Origin of the sequence: Franzmannia pantelleriensis (genome assembly GCF_900102875.1) — a bacterium.
Taxonomy (GTDB): Bacteria; Pseudomonadota; Gammaproteobacteria; order Pseudomonadales; family Halomonadaceae; genus Franzmannia; species Franzmannia pantelleriensis.
Genome location: NZ_FNGH01000003.1, coordinates 41086 through 65959, shown reverse-complemented (window position 1 = coordinate 65959; position 24874 = coordinate 41086). Strand labels below are relative to the sequence as shown.

Annotated in this window: 21 protein-coding genes; 6 read left to right on the top strand and 15 right to left on the bottom strand. The window is 66.2% G+C overall.

The window, feature by feature from the left end; all coding sequences use genetic code 11:
• Positions 1–44 precede the first annotated feature (44 nt).
• Positions 45–1223 carry an MFS transporter gene (locus BLT16_RS04555; protein ID WP_089657351.1) on the top strand — a complete coding sequence of 393 codons (1179 nt, stop codon included), beginning with the start codon at positions 45–47 and terminating at the stop codon, positions 1221–1223.
• A 17-nt stretch (positions 1224–1240) separates the two neighbouring features.
• Here BLT16_RS04555 and BLT16_RS04550 read toward each other — a convergent pair whose 3' ends face one another.
• The 5 genes from BLT16_RS04550 to BLT16_RS04530 all read right to left on the bottom strand — a co-directional run bounded on the left by BLT16_RS04550 (position 1241) and on the right by BLT16_RS04530 (position 8011).
• The gene (locus BLT16_RS04550; RefSeq protein WP_089657350.1) at positions 1241–2212 is read right to left on the bottom strand and encodes a magnesium transporter CorA family protein; all 972 of its coding nucleotides are present in this window, start codon (positions 2210–2212) and stop codon (positions 1241–1243) included.
• Entirely contained in the window at positions 2209–3609 is a 1401-nt protein-coding gene (locus BLT16_RS04545; protein ID WP_089657349.1) for a diguanylate cyclase domain-containing protein, read from the bottom strand. The genes BLT16_RS04550 and BLT16_RS04545 overlap by 4 nt, the downstream gene beginning before the upstream one ends.
• Positions 3610–3683: 74 nt before the next feature.
• Positions 3684–5804, bottom strand: a complete 2121-nt coding sequence (locus BLT16_RS04540) for a methyl-accepting chemotaxis protein (protein ID WP_089657348.1) — start codon at positions 5802–5804, stop codon at positions 3684–3686.
• 46 nt (positions 5805–5850) lie between these two features.
• Entirely contained in the window at positions 5851–7008 is a 1158-nt protein-coding gene (locus BLT16_RS04535; protein WP_089657347.1) for an ABC transporter substrate-binding protein, read from the bottom strand.
• A 130-nt stretch (positions 7009–7138) separates the two neighbouring features.
• The gene (locus BLT16_RS04530) at positions 7139–8011 is read right to left on the bottom strand and encodes an alpha/beta hydrolase (protein ID WP_089657346.1); all 873 of its coding nucleotides are present in this window, start codon (positions 8009–8011) and stop codon (positions 7139–7141) included.
• A gap of 160 nt (positions 8012–8171) precedes the next feature.
• Here BLT16_RS04530 and BLT16_RS04525 point away from each other — a divergent pair, with 160 nt between their 5' ends.
• Entirely contained in the window at positions 8172–9185 is a 1014-nt protein-coding gene (locus BLT16_RS04525) for an acyltransferase family protein (RefSeq protein ID WP_089657345.1), read from the top strand.
• A 74-nt stretch (positions 9186–9259) separates the two neighbouring features.
• Positions 9260–10171 (top strand): universal stress protein, encoded by a 912-nt coding sequence (locus BLT16_RS04520; RefSeq protein WP_089657344.1) that lies wholly within the window; start codon positions 9260–9262, stop codon positions 10169–10171.
• A gap of 4 nt (positions 10172–10175) precedes the next feature.
• On the opposite strand, the gene BLT16_RS04515 is transcribed toward BLT16_RS04520, so the two are convergent.
• The 4 genes from BLT16_RS04515 to copM all read right to left on the bottom strand — a co-directional run bounded on the left by BLT16_RS04515 (position 10176) and on the right by copM (position 16921).
• On the bottom strand, positions 10176–10892 hold the full coding sequence (locus BLT16_RS04515; protein ID WP_089657343.1) for a DUF3581 domain-containing protein: 717 nt from the start codon (positions 10890–10892) through the stop codon (positions 10176–10178).
• A 3362-nt stretch (positions 10893–14254) separates the two neighbouring features.
• Positions 14255–15520 (bottom strand): DUF3541 domain-containing protein, encoded by a 1266-nt coding sequence (locus BLT16_RS04510; RefSeq protein ID WP_089657575.1) that lies wholly within the window; start codon positions 15518–15520, stop codon positions 14255–14257.
• Between the two features lie 66 nt (positions 15521–15586).
• Entirely contained in the window at positions 15587–16333 is a 747-nt protein-coding gene (locus tag BLT16_RS04505) for a trimeric intracellular cation channel family protein (RefSeq protein WP_089657342.1), read from the bottom strand.
• A 120-nt stretch (positions 16334–16453) separates the two neighbouring features.
• Entirely contained in the window at positions 16454–16921 is a 468-nt protein-coding gene (copM, locus tag BLT16_RS04500; RefSeq protein ID WP_089657341.1) for a CopM family metallochaperone, read from the bottom strand.
• Positions 16922–17090: 169 nt separating this feature from the next.
• Here copM and BLT16_RS04495 point away from each other — a divergent pair, with 169 nt between their 5' ends.
• Positions 17091–17306 (top strand): hypothetical protein, encoded by a 216-nt coding sequence (locus BLT16_RS04495; protein WP_089657340.1) that lies wholly within the window; start codon positions 17091–17093, stop codon positions 17304–17306.
• Positions 17307–17317: 11 nt separating this feature from the next.
• On the opposite strand, the gene zapE is transcribed toward BLT16_RS04495, so the two are convergent.
• The gene (gene zapE / locus BLT16_RS04490) at positions 17318–18454 is read right to left on the bottom strand and encodes a cell division protein ZapE (protein ID WP_089657339.1); all 1137 of its coding nucleotides are present in this window, start codon (positions 18452–18454) and stop codon (positions 17318–17320) included.
• 118 nt (positions 18455–18572) lie between these two features.
• Between zapE and BLT16_RS04485 the strand changes: the two genes are divergently transcribed.
• On the top strand, positions 18573–19031 hold the full coding sequence (locus BLT16_RS04485; protein ID WP_089657338.1) for an NfeD family protein: 459 nt from the start codon (positions 18573–18575) through the stop codon (positions 19029–19031).
• Between the two features lie 2 nt (positions 19032–19033).
• Positions 19034–20083 carry an SPFH domain-containing protein gene (locus BLT16_RS04480; RefSeq protein ID WP_089657337.1) on the top strand — a complete coding sequence of 350 codons (1050 nt, stop codon included), beginning with the start codon at positions 19034–19036 and terminating at the stop codon, positions 20081–20083.
• 61 nt (positions 20084–20144) lie between these two features.
• Here BLT16_RS04480 and BLT16_RS04475 read toward each other — a convergent pair whose 3' ends face one another.
• The 5 genes from BLT16_RS04475 to BLT16_RS04455 all read right to left on the bottom strand — a co-directional run bounded on the left by BLT16_RS04475 (position 20145) and on the right by BLT16_RS04455 (position 24872).
• Positions 20145–21668, bottom strand: a complete 1524-nt coding sequence (locus BLT16_RS04475) for a sodium:solute symporter family protein (protein ID WP_089657336.1) — start codon at positions 21666–21668, stop codon at positions 20145–20147.
• A complete protein-coding gene (locus tag BLT16_RS04470) occupies positions 21661–21894 on the bottom strand; it encodes a hypothetical protein (protein ID WP_089657335.1) in 234 nt (77 codons plus the stop codon). The genes BLT16_RS04475 and BLT16_RS04470 overlap by 8 nt, the downstream gene beginning before the upstream one ends.
• Before the next feature lie 60 nt (positions 21895–21954).
• The gene (locus tag BLT16_RS04465) at positions 21955–23352 is read right to left on the bottom strand and encodes an amidase (protein ID WP_089657334.1); all 1398 of its coding nucleotides are present in this window, start codon (positions 23350–23352) and stop codon (positions 21955–21957) included.
• Between the two features lie 113 nt (positions 23353–23465).
• Positions 23466–24377, bottom strand: coding sequence for a LysR family transcriptional regulator (locus BLT16_RS04460; RefSeq protein WP_245701452.1), 912 nt, complete (start codon positions 24375–24377; stop codon positions 23466–23468).
• Positions 24378–24386: 9 nt separating this feature from the next.
• Complete coding sequence (locus tag BLT16_RS04455) at positions 24387–24872, bottom strand: GNAT family N-acetyltransferase (protein ID WP_089657333.1); 486 nt, start codon at positions 24870–24872, stop codon at positions 24387–24389.
• Positions 24873–24874 lie beyond the last annotated feature (2 nt).

Genomic DNA, 24874 nt, shown 5'->3' with positions numbered 1-24874 from the left:
CTGCGCCGGGCACCCAATGCCCAAGCGCTCGCCAAGGACCGGTCATGCTGAACTTCCCCAGCCGTCACCACCGCCAGGTGACTCTCTGCTATTTTCTGCTGTTCCTCGGCGTCGGCATGACCGGCGGCCTGCTCGGGCCGGCGCTGCCGCATCTGGCGGCAATGACCGACTCGAGCATGAGTCAGATCGCCATCCTGTTCACCGCCCGCGCGCTGGGCAATATGAGCGGTGCCTTCGTCACCGGCCTGCTGATGGACCGACTCAATGGCCACCGGGTGTTGATCGGTATGCTGCTGCTGACCGCGGCGGGACTTACAGTGGCCCCGCTGAGTCCGACGCTAGGGTTGCTGACCGGGCTGTTTCTGCTGCTGGGCTTCGCTGAAGTGTCGCTCAACTCGGGGGCCAACACCCTGCTGCTATGGCGTCACCGAGATGCCGCCGGGCCCCACGTCAGTGCCCTGCACTTCTGCTTCGGGCTGGGCAATATGCTGGTGCCGCTGGTGATGGTGGCGGCCCTGGCCATCAGCGGTCAGTTTCAGTGGGCGTTCTGGGTAGTGGCCGCCTATCTGCTGGCGATGCTGTGGCCGCTGTCGCGGCTGAGGAGCCCAAGCAAGCTGGCCAGCGATGAGGATGCCACCCCGCGCACGCCAAAGCACCGCGACCCCGTCCTGCTGGCGCTGTTCATGCTGCTGTTCGCGCTCTATGTGGGCGTCGAGATCACCTTCGCCGGCTGGATCACCGCTTACGGTGTGCTCACCGGGCTAACCGCCGAGCGTGCCGCACTGCTGGTGACGCTGTTCTGGATGGCACTCTCTGCCGGGCGCCTGCTGGCGATTCCACTGCTGCGCTGGTGTTCGCCCTGGGCGATCCTGATCGGCTGCCTGCTGCTCGGCATCATCACGGCGCTGGCACTGCATGCGGTGTGGCTGCCGCTGACACTGGGGGCGCTGCTCTTCGGCCTGGCAGCCTCGGCGATCTTTCCCACCCTGTTCAGCCTCGGCAATCAGGTGATGGACATGAGTGGACGCACCACTGGGCTGATCTTTACCGCCGCCGGCAGTGGCGCCTTGGTGGTCCCGTCGTTGACCGGACCGCTGCTCGACCTGGCAGGCGCCGAGGCCTTTCCACCGCTGCTTGGCGGCATGCTGGTGCTGCTCGGGCTAGGTCTAGTGGCACTGCACCTGCGGCTGTCGCGACTGGCACAACGCCAGGCCACGACCTAACCCGAGGCGCTGAAGCGCTAACGAAACCAGCCTTTACGCTGAAACAGCCATACCAGCGTAAACCCTATCCCCAGCATGACGCCCAGCACCACGAAATAGGCATAGCGCCAGCCGAGCTCCGGCATATTCTCGAAGTTCATGCCGTAGAGCCCGGCGATGAAGGTCAGCGGAATGAAGATCGCCGAAATCACCGTCAGCACGCGCATGGTGATGTTTAGCTGGTGGGAAGAAATCGAGATATAGCCGTTCACCAGGTCGCCGCAGATGTCGTAGTACATCTGGGTCAGGCTGTGCAGCCGCTCGAAGCGCTCGTAGACGTCGTTGATGGCGTGCAGGGTGTCGCTGTCGTCACGCGGCAGATGCCGGTAATCGTAGGCGATCAGTTCCTGGGTGATGCCCTTGTGGTAGTTGAAGATGCGGCGCATCTTCACCAGCCGCGAGCGGTAGGCGGTGATGCGCCGCATCAGCTGGTCGTTGCCGGCCTCGAGGAGTTCGTCCTCGAGGTCGCTGAGCACCCCCTCGAACTCCAGCAGGCTGTCGAGGTAGTAGCCCGCCGAGGTGTACATCACCTTGAGCGCGGCCTGCTGCGGCGAGGCCTGCAGCAGCGCCTGGCCGTGCGCGTCGAACAGCTGCTCGATACTGCGCGCCTCGCTGGGGTGCAGGCTGATGAGAAATCGCTGACCGATAAAGAAGCACAGCGGCTGGGCCTGGTAGTTGAGCTCGCCGTCGAAGGCGGCGATGCCGCGATAGATGATCAGAGTGTGGTGCTCGAACTCCTCGATCTTGGGAGGATGACGGTCGCGGTGGGCATCGTTGATTGCCATCGGATGGCAGTCGAAGGCATCGAGCAGCTGGCGCTCGTAGGCCTGCGACTCCCCCTGCATATCGATCCAGATATGCGCGTCGTCACGGGTACGCCAAGCGTCGATCAGCTCCTCGCCACCGCGCTGCCAGTGGCCGCTGCCGGTAACCATCAGGGTACGTATCATGAGTCGTCGTCATCCTCTGCGAGGTGAACGCGTGCCTTGCCGGCGCGTTTGGCGGTGTACATCGCCACGTCGGCGCGCTTGAGAAGTGCGGCGGCAGTCCTGACATCCCCCGGCCCATGCACGGCCACGCCGATGCTGGTACTGACCTCGGCGACCTCCTCGCCCAGCGCCACCGGGGCCTCGACCAGGGTTACCAGTTTGCCAGCGAAGGCCTCGGCATCGATGATGTCGATGCCTTCCAGCAGTACCACGAACTCATCCCCCGCCAAGCGCGACACGTGATCGGTCTTACGCACCGAGTCAAGCAGGCGCCGGGCGATCTCGCGCAGCAGGGCGTCGCCGGCGTCATGGCCGTAGTCGTCGTTGACCGCCTTGAAGCCATCGAGATCCATGAACAGCAGTGCCAGCGGCTTGCCGGAGCGAATCACCCGTGCCATCGCCTCCGGCAGCCGCTCGTCCAGGGCGCGACGATTGGGCAGGCCGGTGAGCACGTCCTGGCGCGCCTCCTGGTCGCGAAGGGCGTCGAGCTGGCGGCGCTCGGTGATATCGTGGACGAAGATACTGCAGTGGGTATCGGCCCCCAGCTCGAATGCCCGCATGCGCACCTCGACCGGTATCTCGTGACCGTCGTGACGCCTGGCCATTGCTTCGCTGATGCTGCGCTCACCCGCAAAGGGCAGCGTCAACGGGCCAATCAGCTGATCGATCGACATTCCCAGCGCCGCCTCCCGCGAGAGACCGAACATATGCCCCGCCGCACGATTCCAATCGGTAACCCGTCCCTCGCCATCGAGGCCGATATAGGCATCATAGGCGGTATCGATGACCAGTCGCAGTTCGGTCTCGCGTGCATGCAGCGTGCGATGGGTTTCGGCGTGATCGGCAACCAGGGTTGCTAAGCGCTGGTTGGTCTCGCGCAGCTGGATCTCCTGATTGATGATCGCCGCTAGGTCCTCCAGTGTCGCCAACTGCTCGGCATCGATCCGCCGCGGCTGGTGATCCACCGCACACAGCGACCCCAGCGCCACCCCGGCCGAGTTGTAAAGCGGGATACCGGCATAGAAGCGCAGGCCGTCATGACGATTGACGCCTGAAAAATGCGCGAAGCGTGGGTCCTGGCTCAGGTCTTCGATCACGAGCGGCGAGCGCTGGTCGATGGTCCAGTTGCATACCGACTCGCTGCGCGGGGTGGATTCGACATCCAGCCCGACTCGCGACTTGAGCCACTGGCGATGCGCATCGATCAAGGTCACCAGCGCAACCGGCACCTCCAGCAGCCGTGAGACCAACCGCGTGACCCGATCGAAGGCCGGCTCGGCGCTGGTATCGAGCAATTCCAGCTCGTGTAACGTCGCGAGCCGTGCCTGCTCATCCGCGGGTATCGGATAGTCGCTCATCACTGGCCTCTCGTTACACTAGTGGCTGCTGCCCAGCATAACGGTTACCGGGAGGCCTTGCTTGTTCGCATCGCTCAGCGCCAGGTCGCATGTTTCTTCTGCGGCGGCTCGAGCAGCGACGCCCCTCTGTTGCTGCTGGTATCCGCGACCTGGAAGCGACCCACCAGAGCGTGCATGTCAGCGGCCTGCTGGTCGAGCACGTGGCTGGCGCTCGAGGCCTCCTGCACCAGCTGGGCATTCTGATGGGTGACCTGATCGAGTTGAGCGATGGCTTGGTTGATCTGTTCGATACCCGACGACTGCTCGTGGGTCGCGTCGGCGATCTCGGTCACGAAACCGCTGACGTGCTTGAGACTGTCAATGATCTCCTGCAGGTGTTCGCTGGTGGCACGCACCAGGCTGGCCCCCTCGCCGACCTTGTTGACGCTGTCATCGACCAGTTGGCGGATCTGCGCCGCCTCCTCGGCACTGCGGCTGGCCAGCTTGCGCACTTCCTGGGCCACCACCGCGAAGCCGCGGCCCTGCTCGCCGGCGCGTGCCGCTTCCACCGAGGCATTGAGCGCCAGCAGATTGGTCTGGAAGGCGATATCGTCGATGGCGGTGATAATGCCAGTGATCTTCTCGCTGGAATGGCGGATCGCCTGCATGGCATCGTTGGTGCGTCCGGCCACATCGCCGGCGGAGTGGGCGCGCCGGTCGACCTCCTGGCTGGCGTCGCGCGCCTGGTTGGCGTAGTCGGCGGTCTGCTTGACGGTGGCCGTAATCTGCTCGAGGCTCGAGGCGGTTTCGGCCAGCGACGAGGATTGCTCTTCGGTGCGCTGCGACAGGTCGTCGTTGCCCGAAGCAATCTGGCGGCTGCTGGCGGCAATCGCCCCGGCACCGTCGCGGATCTGCGCCACGATCGCCTCGAAGGTATCCATCATGCGATTGAAGGCCTGGGCGGTGCGGCCGATCTCATCATCACGCTGCAGATCCAGGCGTTGCGACAAATCGGCGTTTTCGCCGGCCGCACCGCTGATGCCCTGCATCTGTCGGCGCATCTGCCCCAGCGGCCCCAGCACTCGCACCAGGGTTCGCCAGCCGAAGATCGCCAACACCAGGATCACCGTCAGGGTCACGCCGATCTGCAACACCCGCCCGGCGTTGGCCAGCTCTTCAGCCTGGCCGGCGGCCATATCGGCCTGGGCCACGCCATCGGCCTGCAGCTCACTCAGCGTTACGCGCATATCCCCCATGGCCGTGGCCACCTCGTCGAGCGCCTGCGCTTCGCGCTGACGTAACTCGAGTTGTTCATGGCGCAGCGCATAAACCGACTGGTTGCCACCCACCATCAGGCTATCCAGCTCGTCGATGACCTCGGTCAGCGCCGCGGCACGCTCGCTCTGCGCGGTGCTGGCCTGCAGCGATCCGGCAATCGCGTCAAGCGATTGGCGCGCCAGGTTGAGCTGCTGGGCGATCTCGTTGTAGCGCAGATTGACCAGCCGGTCGCTGCTCTCGACCTGCATCAGCTGGCGCCCCAGATCGGCCAGCAGCGCTACTGCGGTGCGCACATCGCTGCTGGCGGCGGCAATGTTGCCACCGTCGTCGAACAGGCTCTCGACCAGCACGGTCGGCAGCGTGGTCATGCCGTCATCGAGCCAGGCTTCGACCCGTGCACGCTGTTGACGCTGCGCGCGGACAGCGGCCAGGGTGGCGCGCCCTGCCATGTCTTCGGCACTGATCATGACCTCGACGATGCGCTGCTGCATGGCGGCGATGCGCTCGTCCATGGTCGCATCGAGGGCCAGGTCTTCGCGGCGCACCTCCTCCAGAGCGTCATCCGCCTCCAGCAACGCCGCATAGCCGGCATCGAGCCTGGCCAGCCGCTCGCGCTGGGCCGCATCGTCGCGCTCGCTCAGGCCTTCATGCGCCGCCAGGAAGCGTTCATCGAGCGACGCCTGGGGCGTGACGTCGGCCAACGCCGTGTCATCGTCGGCGGCCAGCAGGTCGGCGTGGCGCCCGCCGAAGGCCGCCATGACATCGACCATGCCGCGGCTAGCCTCCTGCTGGGGCAGCACCTCGCCGAGGATGAAGCGCTGGGAGTCGACCAGGCGCTGGTTCGACATCAGGCCAGTGGCCGCCAGCACCACCGCACCGATGACGGCGGCCAGAAACAGCCCGATCAGCATCGCGCGCAGACTGAGAGTACGTTTCATGTCGTGCCCCTTGGGTAGTCGGAACCATCCCGCCGTACAGAGGGAATCAGCGTGCGAGGGTGGACCAGTCCACCGGTTCGAAGCCGCCATCGCGGATAATGGTCGGCCATACCGCGTCACTGGCCTGGTGGTCGCCGCGCCCTAGTCGCAGCGGCTCACCGAGGCCTAGGTCAACCTCGCCGAGCCCCAGCAGTGCATCGACCAGCGCCTCCCGGTCCGGCGCGGGGCCGGCCGCCTCCAGCCCCTTGACGAATAGCGCAGCGGCCAGATAGCCCTCCAGCGAGATGAAATCGGGGCTGGCGCCATTGCCATGAGCCTCGAGGGCCTCGCGGTAAGCCACCACGCCGGGCAGCTCGGCATCCAGGGGCGGCACCACCTGGGTGATGATCACGTCCTCGGCCAGTGCGCCCAGCTCGTCGACCAGCGCCTGGCTGCCGACGAAGGAGACGTTGAGAAACAGCGTCTCGGGGAGATCCTGGCGCGCTTCGCGAATGAAGTCGGCCACCGGCCCGTAGGTACCCACCATGATGATCGCCCGCGGCATCACCGGCGCTTGCAGGATGGTCGCCAGCGCCTGGTGCACGTTGCGGGTACTGCGGGTGAAGCGGCCGTGAGCCAGTTGACCAGCGTCCTCGAAGCCGTGGGACGCCAGAGCGCGTACGCCGCCGATGTAGCCGGCATCGCCGAAACCGTCGTTCTGGGTGAAGAAGGCAATCTCTTCCGGGGCGATACCTGCCTCGAGCAGCCCCTCGACCATTGCCGCGGTCTCTTGTACGTAGCTGGCACGGTAGTTGATGACGTGACGATCGGGTGGGTCTCGGCGCAGCACGCCGGCGCCGGTGAAGGCACCGTAGAGCAGCGTCTGGTACTGGTTGTGCAGCGGGATGGTGACGATCGCGGTGGGGGTACCGACGTTGCCGATCGCCGCCAGCATTTCGTCCTCCTCGATCAGGCGGCGAGTCTCGGGAGCGGCGCGCAGCGGCTCGTACTGGTCGTCGCGGGCCAATAAGGTGAGTTCGGCGCCGTGCACACCGCCGGCGGCATTGACCTCGGCAAAGTGCGCCTCGATGCCCTGGCGCATGCCGTTGCCCAGCGAGGCGGCGGGGCCGCTGAGAGGGGCCACCAGGCCAAACGTCAGCTCGGCCTGGACAGGTGGAGCCAGCAGACACAGGGCTCCGAATAGCAGCGTTAATCGACGTCGCATGGACCGACTCCCGATTGTCCGTCGTCAAAGGCGGCCACCGCAGATGGCGATGACCATCAGCAACGAATATCGGCAGTCATCGAGTAAAGTTTAGCGAATGCTACGCCGCGTCAGGTGCGTATCCCGGGGCTCAATCCTCCAGCGCCCGCGGTGGGTCGAGATAGTCGCTCATGAACATCAGCGCATTGGGCAGGCTGGTACGCCATACCCGCCAGGTGTGACCACCGCGCAGGATCTCCAGCATCAGCTGCTCCGGCTGGTGGTCGACCAGCTCACGGTGAATGCGCCGGGCGTGGCCCTCGGCATCCAGGGGGTCGCGGTTGCCTGCGCTGAGGTAGAGCGGCACGACCTGCGGCTGCGCCAGATAGTCATCGAGATAGGCCGTGTAGTTGAGCTGCGACCATAGCACCGGGTCGAAGCGCCCCTCCTCATCCAGGAAGGCCGGATGGCGGCGCGCCGAGGAGTTACCCGGCGGCATCGGACTGTAGCTGGCCGGGCTCAGCGCCGCGGCAGCGGCGAACAGGTCGGGCCGTTCGAGAATGAAGTTGAGGGATCCGTAGCCCCCCGCCGAGAGCCCGCCTACGGCACGCCCCTGGCGGTGCTCGTGAACGTGCCAGGAGGCTTCGATATGCGGCATCAGGTCGTCGAAGAAGGCCGTGCGTGCCGCCTCGTTATGGCCATCCACCCACCAGCTGAGGCTCCCCGGCATGACGATCACCGCCGGGGGAATACGCCCCTCCCCGATCAGGTGGTCGGCGACCCTGCGCAAGTTACCGCTGCTGGTCCAGTCGCGGTCACTGCCGAACGAACCGTGCAGCAGATAGATCACCGGGTAGCGCTGATTGGATACCGCGTAGCCGTCGGGGAGGTAGATGGTGTAGGGGTAATCACGCCCCAGAGTCTCGGAGGCAAAGCGTTGATGGCTGACCTGCCCTGCCAGGGCCGGGGCACACAGCAGCAGCGACATCACTCCCAACAACATCACATGCAAGCGTACGTTCATATCTGGACGACTCCCTATCCATGAAATAAACAGCCATGAAATGAAAAGGATAACTCCACTTCAGGGAATTACTCGGGCATGCCGTGGTCGGACATCACGCGGCGCGAGGTCGTTCAACGGCTAACGATCACGATGGACAGCGAACCGGTTTGGGGAGCCCATGAAACGAATCGAGGAAATCTACTGGCTGCGTTTTTATGGCTGTCTGGCGGTATTCTGCTTCCACTTCCTCGATCGCCTAAACCAGCGCTACGACAATCTCTACCTCGACCTGGCGCGTATTCCCACCGTGCTCGGTACGCCGGTGTTCATCTTCATTTCGATCTTCCTGTTCTCGGCGCGTTACGGCAGCCATATCCCCGACGGCTTCCTGGCTAACCGTATCAAGTACGTGATGGTGCCCTACGTGGTCTACGGGTTGATCTACTCCACCACCAACTACCTTAGCGTCAACGCCGAGGGCGGCGAGCTGGGCTTCATCGACAACTTCGTCGAATACATGATCTATGCCGGCTGGCACGGCTACTTCCTGATCATCGCCATGCAGTTCTACGTCTTCTACTGGGTCTACACCCGCTACGACCTGGGCCGCTACCTGCCCGCCGCTCCCTGGCTGGTACTCGGCAGCCTGATCAGTGCCGGCTACTGGGGCCTTACCCGCTGGTTCGACGTCTCGCCCCCCGGCTACCTTCACTGGATCGTGCCGGTGGGCTGGATCTACCTGTTCTTCCTGGCGCTGGTGCTGGTCCGCCACTACCCCGATCTGGAGCGCGTCTCCGCGCTGCGCCAACTGGCCAACCCTGGATGGTTGATCATCTGGGTCGCGGTGATCGTGACGCTGACCTTTGCCGGCCTGCTCGAGTATTCCTCCAAGGAGAGCTGGGTGATCCCCTTCTTCATCCTGTTCACCCTGTGGCTGATGCGCCATCTCAAGGACCGCCCGGCGCCCGCGCTGGTCAAGAAGGTCAACGAGTACTCGTTCGGCATCTACCTGGCTCATCCGCTGTTCTTTGCCGTGGTCGACTTCGCCGATCGGTTCGTACACTTTTCGCTACCGGTCTACTGCCTGCTGCTGCTGGTGGTGGGCATGGCCGGGTCGATCTGGCTCAATGCGCTGGTCAATCGCCTCGATTGGGGCGGCATGATGTTCGGCAAGCGCCTAGCGATTCGCTAGCCGACAAGACCCGCCACTCTGCGCTAGGCTACTGGCAGCAAAGTAGTTTCGATAATAAAAGGAGCGCTAGATAGATGAGCAGGCCAATCTCACAGGTCGTGGTGCCGGTGGACGGTTCGCGGGCCACCCTGGCAGCAGTACGCCACGCCGCCCAGCTGGCGCGGCTGTGGCAGGCGCCGCTGGAGTTGCTGCACGTACAGCCGCTGTACCCCGCCGAGCTCAGCGATATACCCGCCAACCGCCTCGATGAGGTCGACCACGATCATGAGGTGATTCAGGGCTCGGTCACCCGCGCCTTTTCCCAGGCGCGTCAGGCGCTGGGCGCCGACCCGGGTGTCGAAGTGGAGGAGGTCACCCTGCGCGAGCACGACTTCGTGCGCCACCTGGCCCGCGAGATCATCGACCATGCGAGTGAAATTCCCGACAGCATGCTGGTGATGGGCGCTCAGGGGCTCGACCGACTCGGCAAGCTGCTGCGCGGCAACCTCAGCAATGCCGTGATCCACAAGGCGCGCTGCCCGGTGTGCGTGGTTCACGACCAGATGTCGATCGACGACGCCGAGCATATCGACCGCATCCTGCTGCCGGTGGACGGCTCATCCCACAGCGCCGCCGCCGCCGAACTGGCCGCCGGCCTGGCGATCTCGGGCCAGCTACCGGTAGAACTAATGTACTGCGTGCCCCGTGACCCCGACGACCCGGCCACCCCGGCGCGCCAGCGCGACACCGAGCGGCGTGAGTGTGACTGGATCTTCTCGCATGCCAAGAAGCACCTGGCGGGGGTCGAGTCGCCGATCATCGAGCAGTGTCTGATCGGTCGCGCGCCGGCGGAAGCGATACTCGATCATGCCCGGCAAGCCGACGGCAAACCGATGTTGATCATGGGCCGACGCGGCATGAGCCAGTGGCGCGAGCAGCTACTCGGCGGGGTCAGTCACAAGGTGATCGACCGCTCGCCGTGCCCGATCATCGTGGTCACCCGCTGAGCCCTCAGGCGGTCGAGGACTCGTAGGCATGCTTGAGCCGATAGAACTCGTCGACGATGGCGTCCATGGCGCTGGCGTCATAGTCGCGCAGGCCGCTGACGACGAGCTTCTTGGAGCCGTGTCCAATGGGCTCACCGCCGCTGGTCATGTCGAACTCGAGCAGCGCATCGCCGCGCTTGCCGGCCACCTCGAGGGACGAGCCGGACAGTTCCAGGCCCGGCGCCACCGCATCCAGGCGGGTCAGCGAGAAGCCCATGCTGTCGTAGATCACCAGCGGCCGCTGGGGGTTGAACATCACCCCCTCGGCTTCCATCAGCGGCTTCAAATAGTGAGGAAAATTCTTGCCCGAGAAGGCCACATAGCGTCGCGCAAAGGCCTCGACCACCGACTCGTCGCGGGTTACCTCGCCGCGCCGTTCGACCTCGAGATAGACCTTGCCAGCTTGGTCGGTGACGCGAATGCGGCCATCATCATGCTCAAGGAAGTCCAGCGGCACGTCGGCGCTCACCATGCTCAGGAAACGAAAGTTCATGTGCTGCGACAGACCGAAACGCATCAGCACCAGCGAGAACAGCAGGTCGCCGGGGACGCAGAAGCGGCGCGCATCGGGATTGTGGATCGGGTTGTAGTCCCCCGCCACGCGCTTGGCGAAGTGACTAGCCTGATCCGCGGAGATGCCGATGCGGCCGTCCCTGACCGAATGAAAATCATCGAGAAACATGCGTTATGTGCCTGCGCATAAGGGTGTATCAAGGGATGATGCCATATTACACACGGCAAAGGAGGCCGCAGATTGACCCATAGTGTCATGCCTTGTCCACCTTACTCCCTGCGACAGCCCTGATGGCGTGGCGTTCGTCGGGTGTTCCGCGCCGCATCGCCAAGGCACTACTGCTGGTCCTGATGGGCCTGTGGCTGCTGTACCTGGCACTGGCCAACACCCTTATCAACAGCGAGCGGCTGCGTGCCGCCCTGCTCGATGAGCCGCTGGCGCGTACCGAACTCGATCTGCGCTGGGAGCGTGCCTGGAGCTGGTATCCCGGGCAGCTCAGCGCTGCCCGACTGGAGCTGGTGCAACAAGCGCCACGCTGGCTGGGACTCGACGTCGAGCAGGTCAACCTGCGGGTTGCGCTGTGGCCGCTACTCGGGGGGCGCATCGAGATCGACCATCTCGATGCCAGCCGCATCCACGAGGTTGCGGTGGGCCGGCTGCGAGTGGCCGGCAGCGGCCGGCTCAGGCTCAGTGAGCTTGCCTGGCAGCAGCGCGAGCTCTCCATCCAGAGCATGGCGCTCGACCTCGACAACGGCAGCATCACCCGCGATGCGGTCACCCTGGTCGAGGACATCCGGCTCGCTGCTCGCCTCCGTCTAGTACCCTTCGACTTTGCCGACCAGCGCGGTGGCGATATCGTCCACGCCGTCGACGGCGAGCTCGACCTGGCCGGCGCCAGCGACGCCTATGCGGTATTCAGCGACTACCTGCTGGGACTCGAGTGGCTGGAGGTCAGCGGCCACGGCGATCTCACCGGTCGGCTGCTGCTCGAGGCCGGCGAGCTGCTGCCCGGCAGCGAGCTGCAGCTCGACTCCCCCGACCTCGGGGTGACCCTAGACAGCACTCGCCTGACGCCTGGCGGCCAGCGCTACCAGCTGCTCGGTGACGGCCGCATCCGTGCCACCATCAGCGACGACCAGGGCGAACCGGAAACGCGACTGGACCTGACGCTGGACGACATGCACATGTGGCAGCAGGACGGCACCGAGGTGATGCGCGGCGACGGCTTTCGTATCGCCCTGGCCGGAGAGCGGCTGCGCCTCGACCAGCCCCCCGAGCGGTTGCACCGCGCCGGACTGCGCTGGGAGGACACCGAACTCACCAACATCGCCACGCTTGCGCCTTACCTGCCCGCTGCCATTCCCCTGCAGCTCGAGGGCGGCCGAGCACGCCTGCGCGGTTTTCTCGACTACCGCGACGATACCCTCGAGGGCACCTTCCGCCTCGATGGCGACGAAGTCGCCCTGCGCCTCGGCGACACGCCCATGCAGGGGCGCCTCGGCGTTACCCTGGCCCTGCCGCTGCTCGACCCGCGCAGCGGTCGACTCCACCTCTCCGGTACCCATCTGACGCTGGCAGCCACCGGCGACGACGCCGGCGAGCCGCTGACCACCTCACTGGTATTCCCCCGCGCCGAGCTGGCCAGCGCCTGGCCACTGCTGCCGCTGGAGCCGTTCCTCACCGACGACGAGCAGCCCGACACGCCCGTCGTAACCTCGCCGCTGCTGGCCAGCGCACCGTTTGACGCAGCGCTCAGTGTCTCCGGTGAGATCGACAATCTCAGCGTGCTCGACGGCCTGCTCGGCGAACTATTCGTCGACCAGTCGCTGGGCCTGCGCGGCGGCGGCCGCCTCAGTGCCGAATTCGATATCCAACAAGGCCGGCCGCTGCCCGGCAGCCGGCTGCAGATCGACTCGGAGGAGATCGGCGGGCAATTCCTCGGCCTCGACACCCTCGGCCAGGGCACCCTCACCGCCAGCCTCGTCGACGACACCCCACAGCGTGGCCTGCTGACCCTGGACCTGAGCGAGGTCGGTGTCCGCCGATTGAGCGACGGACGCCGACTGTTCGACGCGCCGCGCCTCTCGCTCAGCGCCACCGGCGAGCTGCCCGACAGCGGTCGACGCCTGGACAACCCCGAAGCGCAGCTAGCCTGGCAAGCCGCCGAGGTGCCCGACGTCACCGCGCTGAATCTCTATCTGCCCGAGTCGCCGGCCTGGCAGCTGGATGGCGGTACCGCCGGCACCAGCGGCGTGCTGGTGGTCGACAGCGATAGCGCCCGTGGCCGGATAACCCTCGACGGCTCGGCGATTCGTGGCCAGCTGCTGGGCCAACCCCTGAGCGGCGGCGCCGACCTCGAGCTGATCATCAACCAGGCGCGCTTCGACAGCGGACGGCTGGACATCAGCGGCTCCCGCCTGGCCCTGCAGGCCAGCGCCGAGGACGCTGAAACACGCAGCGTAGTGGTCGCCCGCGAAGCCGTACTCACCGGCGGCAGCGGCTGGCAGCAAGGCGGGGCACGTACGCCCAGCGGGCGGCTGCGCCTTGACGGGCTGCTTGCCGACATGGCGCTGTTCAATGCGCTGCTGAGCAGCGAGCACGGGCTGGCCGTGGACGGCAGCGCCCAGCTGCGAGCCGACATCGAGCTGGACGCCGGTCGGCTGGTACCTGGCAGTGAGCTGCGCCTGGATGCCACCCCGTTCTCGCTCGGTTTCCTCGACCTTGAGGCCCGCGGCGACGGCCAACTGGTGGCCACCGCCACCGGCAGCCGTGAAGCGCTGAGCGCGGCGCTGATGCTGCGCATGCCGCAGGTCGATCTGCGTCGCGACGACGCCGACGGCGCACTCATCGAGGGCCGCCATATGCAGCTTACCGCCGAGGCCCGGCAGCTTGACCTCGACGCCGGACTGCAGGCCCTGGATACGCATATCGCCCTACCGCATATCGAGGCGCCAGACCTGGCAGTATTCAACGCCTACCTGCCCGAGGACTCACCGCTGCGACTGCTTGGCGGGCACGTCACCCTGGCCAGCGACCTGCGCCTCGACGGCTACCAGGCCCACGGCATGCTACGCCTGGATGCTCCGGATGCACGCCTGGCCTTCAATGAGCACGAACTCAGCGGCAGCCTGATGATCGACGCACGCCTCAACGACGGCGACCTGCGCAATATGACCTTCGACAGCAGCGGGTCGCGGATATCGCTGAGCAACGTGCAGCTGGCCGAGGACAACGCCGCGATCAGCGACGGCTGGTGGGCCGACCTGGAGCTTGCCGAGGGGCGCCTGACCTGGCAACAACCACTGTCACTCGACAGCGAGCTGCGCCTGGCAATGCGCGACAGCGGACCGCTGGTGGAGCTGTTCGTCAGCGCCGCCCGCGAGCGTCGCTGGCTGCGCAACCTGCTTACCGTCCGCGATATCCGCGGCCAGGCACGGCTGGAGATGCAGCAGGATCGCCTGGATATCCGCCACCTCGTCCTCAGCGGCCAGGGGCGCGAGCTGCGCGCCAACCTGCGCCTTGGCGAAGCGTCACCCCGCGGCGTGTTCTACGCCCGCTACGGGGCTCTGTCGCTGGGCGTGGCGCTGGCCGACGGCCAGCGTCGCTGGCAGTGGCCCGGAGCGCGAGGCTGGTTCGAGCGCCAACCGGTGTTCAGCAGCGACCACGTCTCCAGCCGTCACTGGCTGGAGTCGCTGGAGGTCGATCCCCCCTGAGGGCGAGTCGGCGGCCAGCGGCGCCTGGCCCAGCGATTTGCGCAGGTCCGGCCCGGGGTGCAACTGCTCAGGCCAGCGCAGCAGCATGATCGCGAGTACGTTGCGGTGCTCGCCGCGCTCGAGATCGGTGCTGCCGTCGGTGGCGGGAATCATCCTCGCCTGCGGGTCGTAGGCGTCGACGATCGCCTCGCGCAGCTGCGTCACTGCCGGATGGTCCTGCTGGCCGGCGAGCAAGAAGCTGATGCCGACCTCGGCCATGATGTCCTCGGTGGTATCACGCAGGATGCGCGGCAGCTCGGCGGCAAACGCCTCGAGAATCCAGGCGTGCTCGGCGGCACTCACCTCGCGCTGATAGTAGCGGCTGTCGGCGATCACCAAGTGGGTCATGCCGTAGATGCGGTTGCGGTATTCGTCGACGTCCAGCGCCGCGACCCGCGCCGGCGAATAGTGCTGACGAAAGGCGCCGACCACCTCGTCGCGCAGATCGACGATCCCCAGTTGGTACAGGTAGTGGACGATATTGGCCACCTGGGCGGCATACACCGACAGCACCTGCGGATCGGTCAGGAACGCGGCGAAATCGACCTGGGCCAAATAGTCTAGCGCAGGTTCATGCCCTGCCAGCCGCGGTGCATCGAGCAGCCCGTAGTAGTCGAGCTGTATCAGCGTAAACAGCAGGCGGCGGGCATAGATCATATCGTCCCAGTCGGCGAACATCTGCCGCCGGGCGCGCTGCCTGGCAGTGCGAGTCGGGTAGGCATCGAGCAGCACCTGGCTGCGCCGTGCGGCATAGTCGTCGTGCAGTGCCAGGCCATCGAGTGATTCCCCGAGGCGCAGCATGAGACGCTTGGCATGACTCTCGCTGAGCGGCACGTAGCGCGCATCACCGCTGATGCGGTAGAGCCGCTGGGCGTAGTGGCGCTGCTTGTCCGGCGACAGGGTGAACAGCTCCGCCTCGTAGCGGGCCTGAATCGCCTCGGCGACATCCTCCCGGGTGGCAGTGGGTCCCGATGCCGCACAGCCCGTCAGCCAGATGATCGCCAGCCAGACCACCAGCCATCCGCGTGGATGCGCATGATGCATAGTGGGCACCTCCCTGTTAGCACCTAAGTGTCGGCCTCTCCCTCTGGCCGTCAGTATAGCCGCTGGCTAGTGCCGCCCGCGCCGCTTTCCAGGGCGGATCAGCTTGACTCGCGCCTTGGCTCTGCGCCGCGTGGTCGGTGGCGTCTCGCCGGATTCTGGCGTAAGTGACTGCTCGGGGACTGGAGAGGCCGGCTCGGTGACCACCCAAGCAAAGGTCGGTAGCGCTAGGCGCCAATGGATCGCCGCCAGACGCAGGCCGAGGGTTACCGCCAGACCCAGGCCAACGGCCAGGGCAGTAGGCACCTGCAGCGCGCTGAGCATCACGAATAGCGTACCGCCGGCGATCGACGCCGTGGCATAGACCTCCTGGCGCAGCACCATGGGCACGCGGCGCGCCAGCACGTCGCGGATCATGCCCCCGGCCACGCCGGTCATCAACCCCATCAGCACCGCCACCACCCCGGGACTACCCAGCTGCAGCGCCTTGTGGGCGCCGATCACCGTGAACAGCGCCAAGCCGAAGGCGTCGGTCACTGGCAGTACGGTGCGCGTCAGGCGGTGGATATAGTGAAACCCGAGAATCGACACCGCCACCGTGGCCAGGATCACCCACAGGTAGGTCGGATCGTTGACCCAGAATACCGGCCGCACCCCCAACACCAGGTCGCGCAGGGTACCGCCGCCGATACCGGTTACCGCCGCCAGCACCAGCATGCCGAAGGGGTCCATGCGCGAGCGGCAGGCGAGTATCACCCCCGACAGCGCAAAGACGATCACCCCGACCATATCCAGCCAATAGATCCACCCCGTCACGCCATGCTCTCCGTCTAATGTTTGGCGTCAGCATAACCGAGCTGGCGTGAGGTGACAGCCGCAAACCACGACGCCCGCAGCAGCGGGCGTCGTATCAGTCGGCAAAGCGCGGCGAAAGCGTCAGTGGCCGTGCTCCTCGAGCCAGGCTTCGAGGAAGGCGATCTCCTCCTCCTGGGCGTCGATGATCTCGCGGGCCAGCTGTTGCAGCGCCTCGTCCTCGCCGTGCTCGAGCACGATATTGGCCATGTCGATGGCGCCCTGGTGGTGGGGGATCATGCCGCGGGCGAAATCGACGTCGGCATCGCCGGTAAAGCCGACCATCATGCCCTCGTGCATGCGGTCGTTGGCCTCGCGATAGGCCTGCTCCGCCGGGTCGTCGGCGTGCTCCTGATCATCCATCTGGTGATCGTCGTGGGCGTGCTCATCGCCATGGCCATGGTCGTGCTCGTGGCTGCCGGCCTCGGCCAGCGGGCTCAGCGCCAGCACCGCGGCCACCCCCAGGCTGCCCAGCAGCAGGGCCAGCGGCCCGCGGGAGGTATCGGCATCATAGGCAGCGGTACGGGATTCGGTCTGGGTAGATCGCAACATGGCAGGCTCCTGGTTGCTGAAACGAAGGGGGCAAGGCGTCAATGTAAAAGCTGTGGGCTGCCCATAGGTCAAGCGACATGAACACGCGAGCGCAAGGCGACATCAGGCTTGAAATCCTCGCCCCCGCGGCCGCATGCTAGCGGCATCGCATCACACCCGGAGCCCGACCATGCGCCGCCTGACCTCTACCTTACCTCCCCTGTGCGGCCTGACATTGATCCTGGTCATGCTGGCCGGCTGCACCATGAACACCTTCCCCGACGGTAGCCGCGAAACCATGTGGGGCGTGCCCCAGGAAGACAGCCCCGGCGAGCAGCAGCGCCCGGGCACCTACCGCGACGAGACCGGCGAGATTCGCGGCCAGACCCAAGTGCCGGAGCGCTAAGACCTGGAGCGCTAGGCCTGAGCTTCCGAGCGCTGGGTAGCAGAGGCGCCGAAGCGGGCCAGCTGCATCTCCTTGAGACGGCTGACCACGCGGCGAAAGGCGAAGCTCAGCTCCCCTTGGGCATAGAGTGCGTCGATAGGCACCTGCGCCTCGATGTAGAGCGGCACCCCGCGGTCGTAGCACTCGTCGACCAGGGCGATAAAGCGCCGCGCGCCGTCGTCCTGTTGAGAGAAGCCCCGCCGCGCGCCGCCCCCGCCGGTGTCCGGCCCCAGGTCCTCGATCCTGGCCTCCTCGAGTGGCGCCCCGGCGTCGCCGCCCAGCGCCGGCACCTCACCGACCAGGATGTGCTGAAAGCGGTCGCATAGGCCAATGAAATCCAGCGCCCCGAGCGGCTGCTCGCAGAGTTGCGCATAGCGACACCAGAGCACAGCGTCGCAGCGCCCCTCGACATGGATGCTGCGTCCGCCCATGTCGAGCGGATCGCTGCTGCGCGACTGACCGTCGCTGAGCTCGTCAAAGGCTTGCGCCAGGCGCTGCGGCGCACGTACCCAGTAGCGCGGCGCGGCGCGCCCCGGATGCTCGCGGTGATCGCAGCCGCCGTCCATCGCCAACACCTGTAAATGACGCTGAATGGCATCGATCGCCGGCAGGAAACGCTCGCGGTTGTAGCCCTCGGCGTAAAGCTGGTCCGGCGGCTGGTTGGAGGTGGTCACCAGCACCACGCCCTGCTCGAACATCACCTGCATCAGCCGGCCGAGCAGCATGGCATCGGCGATATCGCTGACGAACAGCTCATCGAGGCACAGCACCGCAACCTCATCGCCCAGCTCCCGGGCCATGACCGTCAACGGGTCCGGCGTACCACTGAGCTGGAACTGGCGACGGTGCACCCAGCGCATGAAGTGGTGGAAATGCTGGCGGCGGGCGGGCACCGCCAGCGAGTCGTGAAAGCGATCCATCAGCCAGGTCTTGCCGCGCCCCACCGGCCCCCACAGATAGACGCCCTGGGGCCGTGAGCCGTCGTCATGCAGCGCCCGGTAGCAGGCCTCTAGGACGTCCGCGGCGTGCGCCTGGGCGGCGTCGGCGGCGAAGTCCAGGCGCACCAGGGCATCGTCGTAGGCCTGACGGGGTGAGAGACGCTGGGGCATCGCGGGGCTCCTCGGACGGGGACTCAGACCTTGCCACGTTCGCCGCAGGCAGACAAATGCCCCCGCCGCGCACCAATGCAGTACCATGGGGGCCGCTTCTGGCCTCAAGGAGACCCCAATGGACTGGAACCCGGCTCTGCTATGGTTGGCGCTCAGCCTGCTGCTGGCACTCGCCGAACTCACCTCCGGCGCCATGGTGCTGCTGGCCCTGGGCATCGCGGCGCTATTTGCCGCCTTGCTGGCCTGGCTCGGCATGCCGCTGGCCTGGCAGCTGATCGGCCTGGCGTTGGCCGCCGGCGTCATGGTGCCGGTAGCCATCAAGTTCATCCGCCCATGGTTCTCCCCCCGCGGCGTGGCCTACGGCACCACCGGCACCGGGGTCGAGAAAGGCCGCGTCTACCGCACCCTGATCCGTGATTACGACGGCGCCACTGGCATCAAGGTCAACGGCGACTTCTATCGCCTGCGCGTGCAGGAAACCGCCGCCACCGAGCTACCGCTGGGTACCGCCGTGATCTTCAAGGAATTCGATGGCACTACCGCCATCGTCACCATCGCACCACCCAAGGAGCACTAAGCATGGATCTCCCCGTAAGCCCGGGCCTGATATTGGCCCTGATCGTCGTCTTCATCGGCATCCTGATCGTCGTCAAGGGGCTGGTGATCGTTCGCCAGTCGGAAGTCATGGTGATCGAGCGCCTCGGCTCGTTTCATCGTGTGCTGGAGAGCGGCATCAACATCATCATCCCGTTCATCGACCAGCCGCGTGCCATCACCATGATCCGCTATCGCAAGATGGGCGATGACTACCACGCCATCACCACTGACGAGATTCGCATCGACCGTCGTGAAACGGTCATGGACTTTCCCGGCCAGCCGGTAGTGACCACTGATAACGTCACGGTGCGCATCAACGGCGCACTCTACTACCAGATCATCGATCCCAAACGGGCCGTCTATGAAGTCGAGAACATGAGCCAGGCGGTGGAGGTACTGGCCAAGACCACCCTGCGTTCGGTGGTCGGCAAGATGGAGCTCGACAAGCTGTTCGAGTCCCGCGCCGAGGTCAACAACGAGATCCAGACCGCCATGGAGGAGCCCGCCTCCAAGTGGGGCGTCAAGCTGTCGCGGGTCGAGGTGCAGGATATCGCCATGCCCGAGGAAGTGGAGTCCGCCATGCGCCTGCAGATGGCCGCCGAGCGTAAACGCCGCGCCACGGTGACAGAAGCCGAAGGCGAGAAGTCCGCGGCCATCGCCAAGGCCCAGGGCCAGCGCGAGTCGGCGATCCTCAACGCCGAGGGCGACAAGGAGTCAGCCATTCTGCGCGCCCAGGGTGAGCAGGAATCCATCAAGCTGGTCCTCAACGCCATCGGCGACACCGAGGAGAACAAGCAGACCGTGGTCGGCTACCTGCTCGGCCAGAGCTATATCAAGGCGCTGCCCACCATGGCCCAGGACGGTGAGCGGGTCTTCGTGCCCTACGAGTCCAGCGCCCTGCTCGGCTCGATGGGCATGTTCCGCGACCTGGCCGGCTCACCGGAAGACGCGGTGAGCAAGCACCTGCGCAGCAGCGGCCAGGCGGATGGGCTGCGCGGCGGCGTGGTCGGCGGTGCCGCCAGCGGCAGCTGAGCCTCGCAAAAGATAACACGACGCGGCCGGGCAGTTGCCCGGCCGCGCTGTCTCCAGTCCCTCAACCGCCGTGTGCGGCGGTGTCAGCAGCGACCGTCTTACCGCCACTGCCTAGCCGGGTCAGTCCGCGCGGCGCGGCGATGCGGAAGAAGCGCTCCACCACCTCCGAGTCGGCAGGGGCCGTGACCAGCGAGACCGCCACGAATACCGGCAGGTTGAGCATCAGCCCCCAGAAGCCGGCATGAACCCCCAGCGGATGCGGCCACAGGGTGGTGAAAGCCACGGTGACCAGGAAGCCGGCGACAATGCCCGCCATCACCCCCAAGCGCGAGGCCCGCGGCCAGAAGAACATGCCGATAAAGGCCGGCAACACCTGGGTGGCGAAGCCCAGCCCCACCAGCAGGATCATCACCAGGCTACCCGGCTCGGCGATCGCCAGCGGCGCGATCACCAGCGCCATCAGCGGCACGATCATCCAGCGCGCCAGCCGCCCGGTGAGCGCATCCGACAGCCCCAGCAGCGGCTGCAGCACGTCGCGACTCCAGGACAGCGCCACCGAGTGAATGAAGGGCTCGCTGGAGGACATCGAGGCCGCCAGGGTCCCTGCGCCGAGTAGCCCCACCAGCACCACCGGCAGGTGCTGCATGGCGTACTCCAGCACCACGGTATCGGCGCGTGCCAGGTCGGGCAGCGAGAAGATGCCGATGAAGCCCACCACTACCATCGGCAGGATCACCACGTAGTAGGTGGGTAGCCAGGTGGCGCTGCGGCGAATGGTGCGCGCCGAGGAGGCGCTCATCCACTGGGTCCACACCGGCGGCATGAACGAGAACATCGAGACGATGATCGAGGTGGTCCAGAAGCTGAAGGTCATGTCGCCGCCGGCCCCCGGCAGGGTCAAGAACTCGCCGTGCTCGGCCAGCAGCCGCTCGAACAGTGGGCCAAAGCGCAATCCGCCAGTGGCGTTGTGCAGCGCCCACATCCCCACCGCCCAGGCCACGATCAGCATCAGCACGCCCTGGAAGGCATTGGTACGGCCGATGGCGCGCTGACCGCTGACGAACAGATAGATGGCGATGCAGCCCAGCACCAGCGGTACCCCCAGCCATACCGGAATCATTCCGCCGCTCATCACGAACAGGATGTAGGCCGAGCCGACGGTCTGCAGTACCGCATAGGCGATCGAGCCGATCGACATGACCAGCGCCGCCAGGGCGCCCAGCGCCGGGCTCTGGTAGCGATCGGCGATGGCGCTGGCCTGGGTGACGTGGCCGAACTGCTCGCCGAACTGCCAGACCTTGGGGCCGAAATACCAGGCCACCAGTGCCAGATAGGCGAGATAGACCGCCACGTAGAACACCGCCACGCCCTTGGCGTAGGCCCAGCCCGGCGCGCCCATGAAGGTATAAGCGCTGACGCTGCCGGCAGCGATCAGCAGGTAGAGCGTCACCGGCCCCATGCTGCGTCCGGCCACGCCCCACTCCTCGAGGCTGTTCATGCGCCGCCCGCCACGCGCGCGCAACCCGATGACCATGGCGATGGCGACATAGGTCAGGGTGATCAGCAGCGGCCAGGGGCTAGTCATCCTCGCCCTCCTGCCATTCGATGACGCGATTGGCGATCAACATCACGGCGAAGCAGGCGAAGATCAGCACATAGCTCCACACCACCAGCAGCGGCAGGCCGAGGAATAGCACGGCGCGATTGACCAAGTCGATCACCGGCCAGATGCCCGCCACCACGACCGCCACGAAGGCGATCGTCAAGGCCCAACCGGTACGGCTGGTGGGCAGTACGACAAGACGCTGCATAACCACTCTCCTTATATTGTTGTAGAACGAACGCGGCAGAATGCGTTGGGGCGATGAGCATCAGCCGCCAGTGGGTAAGCTTGGCCAGCGCGGAGCGATCTCCCGTCGCTGTTCGAGGGCCTTGGCCAGCTTGAGCACCAGATGGTCGGCAAAACGTGGTCCGATCAGCTGCACCCCCAGCGGCATGCCGTCGTCGCTATAGCCGCCGTTGAGGGATATCGCCGGCTGCTCGCCCATGTTCCACGGCAGCGTATAGGCGATATGCTCGAAGGGGCGCTGTGGGTCGTTGGTGGGCGAGGCCCAGTCGGTCGGGAACGCCACATTGGGGGTGGTCGGCGAAATCACCGCGTCCACCTGCTCGAACGCCGCTTCGGTAGCGCGGCGCATGTTGAGGGTCTGCTGGAAACCGCGCACCGCCTCGACGCCGCTCAGGCGTGCGCCCTCCTCGGCCCAGTCGACGATCGCCGGTAGTACCCGCTCACGCTGCGCCGGCGTCAGTGTCTCCAGCTCGCTCCACTGCCGTGCCCGCCAGAAGCGGTCCAGGCCATCGAGCATTTCGCGAGTCAATACCGGCGCTATGGGTACCAGGGTCGCCCCCGCCGCTTCCAGGCAGCGCGCGGCCTGTTCCACGGCAAGCCGAATCGGCTCATCCAGGGGCAGGCCGCAGCCCGCCTCCAGCATGACGCCTAACCGCATTCCCTGGAGCTCCAGGCGCAGGTCCGTCCAGTCGATGGTCTCCGGTGGCAGGCGCATGGCATCGCGCCGGTCGGTGCGTGCCAGGCTGGTCATCAGCAGCGCCGCGTCGTCGACGCTGCGTGTCATGGGCCCGGCGCAGCGCCCCACATAGTAGGGGTCGATGGGAATCCGCCCCAGGGTCGGCTTGAAGCCCACCACGCCGCACCACGCCGCCGGCAGGCGCACCGAGCCGCCAATATCGGTACCCACGTGCAGCGGGCCATAGCCGGCCGCCGCTGCGGCGCCCGCCCCGGAACTCGAGCCCCCGGTGTTACATGCCAGGTTCCAGGGATTACGGGTCAGCCCATGGAAAGAGGAGAGCCCCGACGAGAGCATGCCGAAATCCGGGCAGGTGGTCTTGCCGAGCAGCAGCGCAGCATCCTCGGCCAAGCGCGCCGCTGGCGGCGCATCCTCCTCCGCCGGACGCTGATCGCCAAGCCCGGTGCCCAGCGGTACTGGCGTGCCGCGGGTGGCAATTAGCTCCTTGAGGGTCACCGGCACGCCATCCAAGGTGCCGCGGGGGTCGTTCCGCGCCCAGCGCTCGCTGGACTCACGCGCTTCGGCAAGAAAGGCCTCGGGACGGTAGGCATAGAGCGCCTTGAGATGAGGCTCCCAGTGCTCGATATGGGCGATCAATGACGCGGCGTAGTCGAGCGGCGACAGCGCCTTGTCGCGGTAGGCGGCGAGCAGTTGGGTAGCGGTCAAGTGATGAGGTACGTCCATGCTATCTCTCTGGCATTGTTATCGATGCCTTTAGCATGGCGCGGGGTAGTGCCCACTGCTATCACAATTGCGATGCCAGTGCGTCCACATTTTGTGTGCACCCCGTACGCCCACTACGCCGATGGCACGTTGAGGCAATTGATCTGTTCCGCCAGCAGTGACAGACACGCCTCGGTGGCGAAACTGCGCTGACGATGACGATAGAGGCACAGGTCGACCCGCGCACCCGGCAGCTCGCCATGCTGCAAGGGAATTCCCACCAGTTGCCCGGCCCGGCACTCCCGCGCCACCGCCATGGGTGGCAGGATCAGCACCGCCACGCCGGCCATGGCGAGTGCCTTCTGGGTCTCGAGGGAGGCGGCATGGAAGGTCGGCGTCAACCTCACGTCCTGCTGACGGGCCGCCGCGTCGAGGGCCTGGCGCACGCCATAGCGCGCATCGGGCAGCGCCAGCGGCTGCTCGACGAGATCGGCCAGACGCAGCGTGCTCGCCGCGGCCAGGGGGTGGTTCGGCGCCATCACCACGTGGTGTTCCAGGGTGACGCTGGCGAGAGGCAGGATGTCGTCATGGCGAGGCATGAAGAAGGCCAGGCCGATGTCGGCGTCGCCACGGCGCAGCGCTTCGACGATCTGGCCGGCGCTGGCGATGTGGATATCGAAGTCGAGCCGCGGATGCTGGCGACTGAGCTCTGCCAGCGCCGGCGTCAGCAGGCCCGCGACCACCCCCTCGGCCACCTGCAGACTGACCCGGCCGGTGCGCAGCCCCTTAAGGTCGTGAATATGCTCCTGGACCCGTTCGAGGTCGCGCAGCGTGCGTTGGGCCTGGGCGGCCAGCAACTCCCCCGCGGCGGTGAGGCTGATGCCGTTGGGACCGCGCTCGATCAGCGGGGCGCCGAGCTGGTGCTCGAGCAGGTCAATCTGCCGGCTGATCGCAGTCGGCGCGATATGCAGCTGCGCTGCCGCCTGCCGCAGTGAACGGCAGCGGGCCACGGTGTCGAAGTAGCGTAGCGCTCGCCAGTGCATCATCGTGCCCGCTCAGGCAGTGTCTGCATCGAATCGGCGGCGCATGATCGTCACCGCTTCGCCGCGATAGTCGCGCTCCTCAACCGCCTCCCAGCCCAGCCGGCCGTAGAGCGCCTGCTGATCCGGCGTGTAGAGATGAAAAACGGCGATGCCTGCCTCCCGCGCCTCGGCCTCGACCCGCTGCACCAGCGACGAGGCGATGCCACGGCCGCGCCACTCGGGTGGCACGAAGACCGAGGCCAGCCAGGGGGAAAGGTCGGGGCGGTCGCTCATATCGTCGACTACCAGGCTGGCCGTGCCCACCGGCACGTCGTCGCACATGGCGACGAATACCGAGGGCACGCCGCCGGCACCACACTCACCGCGCAGGCGTTCGATGGCGTCATTGAGGGTCATGCCGGGATTGAGATGCCCCCAGGCGGCATGGGTCCACTCCGCCACCATAGCAACATGGGGCGAATCGGCCCTCAGTCGTTCGATCGTCACTGCTTCCGCCATCT